Genomic DNA, 5,640 nt, shown 5'->3' with positions numbered 1-5,640 from the left:
ATCGCCAAACCGTATTTCGCACCGCACCACCTGCCAACCACCAGTTAGGGAGATTGAGAAGTGCGATCGCAGGTAATACAGCTCCAACAGGTGAATCAACCAGAATCTTCTGGAGGCGAGTAGCACTATCCATGTTGTTTGGGTCGGCGGGGGATATTGCTACCCCCCGTCTCCCTTTCAAAACCGTGCGTGACAGTTTCCCGTCACACGGCTCCTCAGTGACTTGACCCTTGTCATGGGTACCTCTTCCCTCGGTTAGGGTTAGGCGGTTAGAACGGGTTATCATCCAAATACCTCGCTAACTCTTCATGTGCCAACTGCCTATTTTGCTTCAAGGCATCCATAGCAGTTTTTTGGTCGTGGCAATGTCTGTGCAGTATCTGACGGTTGCTCTTTACGTCCTTCCCACCTTGTGAAATGGGGAGTTTATGGTCGATTTCAAGCAAATCGTCTTCTCTGAAGTGCAATCCGCATCTATTACATTTCCCTTTTTGAACCCTGAGGAGTTCTGCGACTCTCTCAGGACATTCTGGGTGTTTACCCCTTTTAGTTGCCCAGTACACTAGGTTGCCGTCATAAGGACTAGCTTCGCCTTTAACTTTCTCATGCCTGACTATAGGAGTCTTGGCATGAGTGCGTAACCGAACGAGGTTTCCTTGCTCGTCCCTGGTTGCGAATACCCAGTTATTGTTTCCCACCGTCATCCAGCATTTACGGATGATTTCTTTATGCGGTGTACCGCAGTGGGAGTATTTAGCCCAAGCCAAAAGCTGTTGATAAACTATGTGGTCTATCTTTGAAAACGTTTGTTTACTGACTTGTGTAGAGTTATAGTTTGCCCAACCTTGAATTACCGGATTTAGTTTCCCGATAAGAGCCTCTTGAGGCTTTGACTTGTGGGCTTTGATGATGTTGCCTAGTTCCTCTACATGACGTTTTATCGCTTTCTGGCTTGGCTTAATGAGTGTTTTAAAGCCCAGAGGTTCGCCTTTTGAGTTTTTCCCAGACCGTTTTATACTTATTGGGTACTGGCGAATATTAAACCCCAGGAAATCGAAACCCGTTTTTCCTTCGTACTCCGTGAGGGTATGGGATATGCGGGTTTTTGATGGCTTTAATTCCAATCCCATGCCATTTAGCCACTCGGCAATTATCTGCTGACATCCTTGGACAACGGCTATATTTTCGTGAAGAACCACGAGATCATCTGCGTATCGAATGATATTGGGAGTACGGAATGTTTCTCCCTTTTTGTGAAACCAAGTCTCCCTAGACTGTTTGACCATTGTAGGAAAGGCTTGGTTGATTCGATTTTCCATGCCGTGAAGGGCTATGTTTGCCAGTAGGGGGGAAATCACCCCACCTTGTGGCGTACCCTCAGATGTCGGGAACAGCTTGGAGCCGTCCATCACTCCCGCTTTTAACCAGGCTCGAACTTGTCGGCGGATGGTGGGGAATGTATTTAATTTGTTAAGTAGTGCTTCATGGTTGATTTTGTCGAAGCATTTGGCGATATCCGCATCAAGCACGTATTTGGCTTTCTGGTTAATCGCCGTGAATATTGCTTCAATCGCATCATGGCACGAGCGTCCGGGTCTGAAACCATATGAGTTTTGCTCGAAACGAGCTTCCCATTCTGGTTCTAAAGCTTGTTTTACCAATGCTTGTGAAGCACGGTCTCTCATCGTTGGAATCCCTAGTCCCCTCTTCTCAGAAGTTCCAGGCTTGGGTATGTTCACCCGCCTTACTGGCATCGCTTTTCGGGATAGTTTCAGGTTATTAACTAACTCAAGTCGCTGGGTTGGTGCGAGACTTTTGATACCATCCACCCCGGCTGTCTTTTTGCCAGTGTTATCCTGCGTTACTCGACGGACAGCCAAGCATTTGGCAGACCAAGACCTCATCAGGGTCTTTTGGAGTTTACGGATTGCACGAACATCGCCACGCTGAGAGGCTAGATAGATACGTTTTTGCAACTTGAACACCCGTTTTTCTAGCTTTCGCCAGTCTAAGGCGTTCCATACCACCGTCAGTTTTTCCTGCGTTTTAGTCTTATTCATTGCTACTTTATTCTCTATCTTTCAAATCACCGTGAGTCTGTCGGCATATACCTGGTGTTACCCAGGTCATTCGCTTCTGACTCAATCCTTCCCATCCCGTAGCATTCGGTTAGCGCCTACTCTGTGGTATCGACCTCCAAAGAGAGCATACGGGAGGGTTACTTCGTTCCTAACAGCCATTTGTTTAAAACCTTTAGGGCGCTACTATCCACCGGGTTCGTTTTGGAGTGCTAACTGGTCAAGGACAAAATTGCCAGCCCAGAACCGTTCCTTTCGGATGCAATGGTCACGATGGTTCAGACGTAGCTTCGTATTCCTACCCATAGGCTCTTGCTTGCCCGTAGGCTTTCACCCCTGCATTACAGATTTGATGGCTAGTCTCCTCTGTAAGGGACACCCTTCAAGAGGGCGCTTTGTGTGCTTTCAACCCAGCACCTGGGTGGTTGGACTTGGGGGTTCTAGGATACTGACCTTTACCAACATGGCTGTTAAGTTGTCAAGGTTCTAGGAGGATGTGGAGTCCTCTTTTACCAAGTGGCTTTCCTGCCTACCATTTCAGGCGGCTTTCAAACCAACGAATCGCACTTGTCTCTCCATTGCTGCCGTCAATTGTCTGTTCGCTGAGCTCATCCTATTAACAGGTCACACTAGAGTTATCTACCCTGAAAAAACTGACTTTCCTTGTGGATAACTTTATCAAAGCCCTATCGCCATTCGATGTTGACTCTCAAACAGCGGGCGGTTCCGACCCAAACAGGTTTGACTCAAAGGAGGCGTGGTACCCTGTCCATTACGACATTTCCTTACAACCTTTACAAAAAAGGCAGACCGGAGCTTTAGTGAAGACAGAAGGCAGATTGGCAGAAGGTTTATTACGGATACAGAGTCGTTTCAGCCGTTAAATCTGTCCCAACCTTTATGGCGACAGTTAGATATCAATTTTCAATAATTGATGAACTTCTCAATCTTCTATCCTTTTTCTGTGTCTCTGTGTTCTCTGTGGTTTATAAAAAAGACGCACAACTCAAACAGATGGCTACATAACCTAGGTTTTTTTTTCAAGCTCATCAGCATCACAATTATCACTATTTAGCTTATCTTCAATCCATACATCTTCTTCAGCTAATTTTTGAACTTCTTCTTCCCAATCTTTAGGAGTTCCTTTCGATTCACCAACAATTACTAATTTTTTCTGATTTTTATGGGGGGAATGCCATTCATCAAGAATATCTTTAACAATGACTTCCTTTAACCAAACCTGACCCACCACAGTGAGGGGGAGAGCCAAAAGTAATCCTAAAAATCCGAAGAAGGTAGCAAAAAACACTTGAGCCAATAATGTTATAGCAGGGAGTAGCGATACCTGCTGTGCCATCACATAAGGAGTCAGCAAGTTCGATTCTACCTGCTGAATCAGGATGTATAAAATTAAGACAGCAAAAGACTTCCAGGGAGTATCAAGGAGTGCGATCGCCATCGGAGGTATCACACTTAAGGCCGGACCAATATTGGGAATAAAGGTTAAGATCCCTGCCAAAGCGGCCTGTGCTAATGGTACCTTAATTCCCAAAACTAACAATCCCACAAAGCTGAATGAAGCAATGACAAACATATTGAAGAGAATGCCAGCCAACCACCCTCGCAACGCGAGCGTACATTCGTCCAAAATGAACTCAACCCTACGCCGATAAAATGATGGAAAGAGTCGTATAAAGCTTCTTCGGTAAGCTCCAGGGTTAGCTAGTAACATTAACGTCAAAACAATGACCAGCAAAATTTTAGCTAGAACGCCTAAAGAGTTAGAGAAAAACGTGAATCCACCCCCCAACAGCCGATTAACTACAGGTTGCAGCTGTTGAATCAGTTGCTCAATACTTGGGAGATACTGAATTAGCTGTGGGGAAATACGAGCTTGTAGCATCTCAACCCAAGTGCTAAATCGTTGTATTCCCTTAGGAACTAACAGACTCAGCTCATGAAACTGCTCGGCAAATGGCGGTACAATCAGCCAAATAAATCCGACTAAAATACCAATTAACAGCAAAGCGGATAGCAAAACAGCAAAACCCCGCTTCATACCGGAGCGGGAGAATCGTTCCACCAGAACATTTAAGGCGTTGGCAAGTACAACGGCAGCAAATATTAGCAGCAGCACTTCCCGGATTTGCCACAGAATAAACAGGGAAAGGATGAAGGCAAATAAGCCAAGCCATCTACCCAAGCTCACAATAGAACCTCCCAACGGCTCTGTACTTATCAGGCTATAACCCCAGTTTGATGCAGCTAGATTAGCCGATCTCGATGGCAATCCCCAACATTTTCGGTGTTGCCAAGACCAACTTAACCTATGCCGCCGTGGAAAAGGTCAACTGGCGTGCTGTGCCATCATCCATAAAGTGCTGTTCGCCAACACCCACGAGTTCCACGCGAACTTCACGTTCTGAGGGTATCCAATTGCCCTGACGTGCCCCAATTTCAACGATCGCTTCTTGCCCTTGTATACGAACATGGTAGGTTGTGGTGGAATAGGCACCTGTTTTGTAGTCGAAGGTACGACCATCATCTTCATAAAGCGTAAATTCGCCTGTACCCATCCAAACTCGAAGTGTCAGCTGATCTAAAGGACGTTCATCGACATATTGCATTACAGGTGCCATCGGAATAATTGAGCCAGCACGCACATACATGGGCATCCGTTCTAACGGTGCATCTGCCAAGATGTGAGTTGGGCCATCAACGGCTTCGCCACTCCACCAGTCATACCAACTACCTTCAGGCAAGTAGACCACACGGCATTCTACACCCGGACGGTAAACGGGTGCTGCCAACAGTGACGAACCTAGCATTATCTGGTCTGATACGGTGTAGGTTTGTGGGTCATTGGGAAAATGATAGAGCAGCGATCGCAAAATGGGTGCGCCAGTGCTTGCGGCTTCCCAGAAGAGGGTGTAAATGTAGGGCAGCAGGCGATAACGCAGCTCAATGTACTCGCGGCAAATTTCTTCGACCTTGTCGCCAAATACCCAAGGTTCATGCTGTGCCGTACTCAAGGCGGAGTGTGCTCGCATCAAGGGATAAAGCATCCCCACCTGCATCCAACGCGCAAACATTTCCGCTGTGGCGTTACCCGCAAACCCCCCAATATCAGCACCCACAAAGGCAACACCCGATAAGCCCAGGTTACAAAGCATCGGGAGTGACATTTCCAAATGTTCCCACAAGGATTGATTATCCCCCGTCCACACGGCTGACCAGCGTTGAATCCCAGCGTAACCCGAACGTGTCAGTACAAACGATCGCTCTGTGGGACGTAACTGTTCCAACCCTTGAAAAGACGCTTGTGCCATCATCAACCCGTAGAGATTATGAGCTTCAGCGTGGGTGGTTCTCTCCTCTGCTGGGCCCTGTGGCGCATCCAGGGGAAAGGCAATTTTGTTACCGGGGTCACCAAATGGACGGTCATCCAGTGCCGGTTCGTTCATGTCGTTCCAAATCCCAGCAACGCCGAGGCTGGTTAGACTTTTTTGCCAACGTCCCCACCATTCCCGCACCTCTGGACGCAGGAAATCAGGAAAGACCG

General features: G+C 47.2%; 3 protein-coding genes and 1 pseudogene. All 4 read right to left on the bottom strand.

Annotated features, from left to right (window positions below; translation table 11 throughout):
* Positions 1–286: pseudogene (locus V6C93_RS21435) on the bottom strand (hypothetical protein); the annotation flags it as partial.
* Positions 270–2,060 (bottom strand): group II intron reverse transcriptase/maturase, encoded by a 1,791-nt coding sequence (ltrA, locus tag V6C93_RS21430; protein WP_333478707.1) that lies wholly within the window; start codon positions 2,058–2,060, stop codon positions 270–272. The gene ltrA and the pseudogene V6C93_RS21435, both read right to left, overlap by 17 nt.
* A 1,045-nt stretch (positions 2,061–3,105) precedes the next feature.
* On the bottom strand, positions 3,106–4,287 hold the full coding sequence (locus V6C93_RS21425; protein WP_333478706.1) for an AI-2E family transporter: 1,182 nt from the start codon (positions 4,285–4,287) through the stop codon (positions 3,106–3,108).
* A gap of 118 nt (positions 4,288–4,405) precedes the next feature.
* Positions 4,406–5,640: TIM-barrel domain-containing protein (locus V6C93_RS21420; protein WP_333478705.1), on the bottom strand; the 1,235-nt coding region annotated here is incomplete at its 5' end.

Origin of the sequence: Allocoleopsis sp., from assembly GCF_036703385.1 — a bacterium.
In the GTDB taxonomy this organism is placed as follows: Bacteria; Cyanobacteriota; Cyanobacteriia; order Cyanobacteriales; family Coleofasciculaceae; genus Allocoleopsis.
Note: the sequence above shows the minus strand (reverse complement) of the source record. Positions and strands in the feature narration are given on the sequence as shown.

Excerpts from the sequence above, each read along its gene's own strand:
- ltrA (WP_333478707.1), bottom strand. The coding sequence starts at position 2,060 with ATGAATAAGACTAAAACGCAGGAAAAACTGACGGTGGTATGGAACGCC.